This window comes from Oleiphilus sp. HI0128 (genome assembly GCF_001635365.1).
In genome coordinates this window covers 1-365 of sequence record NZ_LWGG01001143.1, presented here as the reverse complement: position 1 = coordinate 365, position 365 = coordinate 1, and the positions used below count along the sequence as shown (strand labels likewise).

1 protein-coding gene is annotated in these 365 nt (G+C 43.0%); it reads right to left on the bottom strand.

What is annotated here, in order from left to right; genetic code table 11:
* On the bottom strand, window positions 1-365 hold a 365-nt coding region (locus A3763_RS19390), incomplete at both ends, for a helix-turn-helix domain-containing protein (protein WP_304440831.1).

The following is a 365-nucleotide window of genomic DNA, read 5'->3' as shown; positions in this document are numbered from 1 at the left end:
ACCTGGGTCATTATCCTTCAATTCAACAACCTTCTTACAAGCATGTAAAACAGTCGTATGATCCCTGCCACCGAAAGCATCGCCTATTTCAGGCAGGCTGTGATTGGTTAGTTCTTTTGCAAGCGCCATAGCCATCTGTCTGGGTCTGGTAACTGAACGGGTACGCCGCTTCGATAACAAATCTGCTACCTTTATTTTATAGTACTCAGCAACAGTTCGCTGTATGTTTTCTATACTAACTTGCTTGTCATGTAGAGCAAGCAAGTCTTTTAGACATTCACGAATAAAAACCGGAGTAATCTCTTCGCCTGTAAAATGAGCATTGGCAGCAACTAGTTTTAAAGCCCCTTCTAGCTCACGAACGT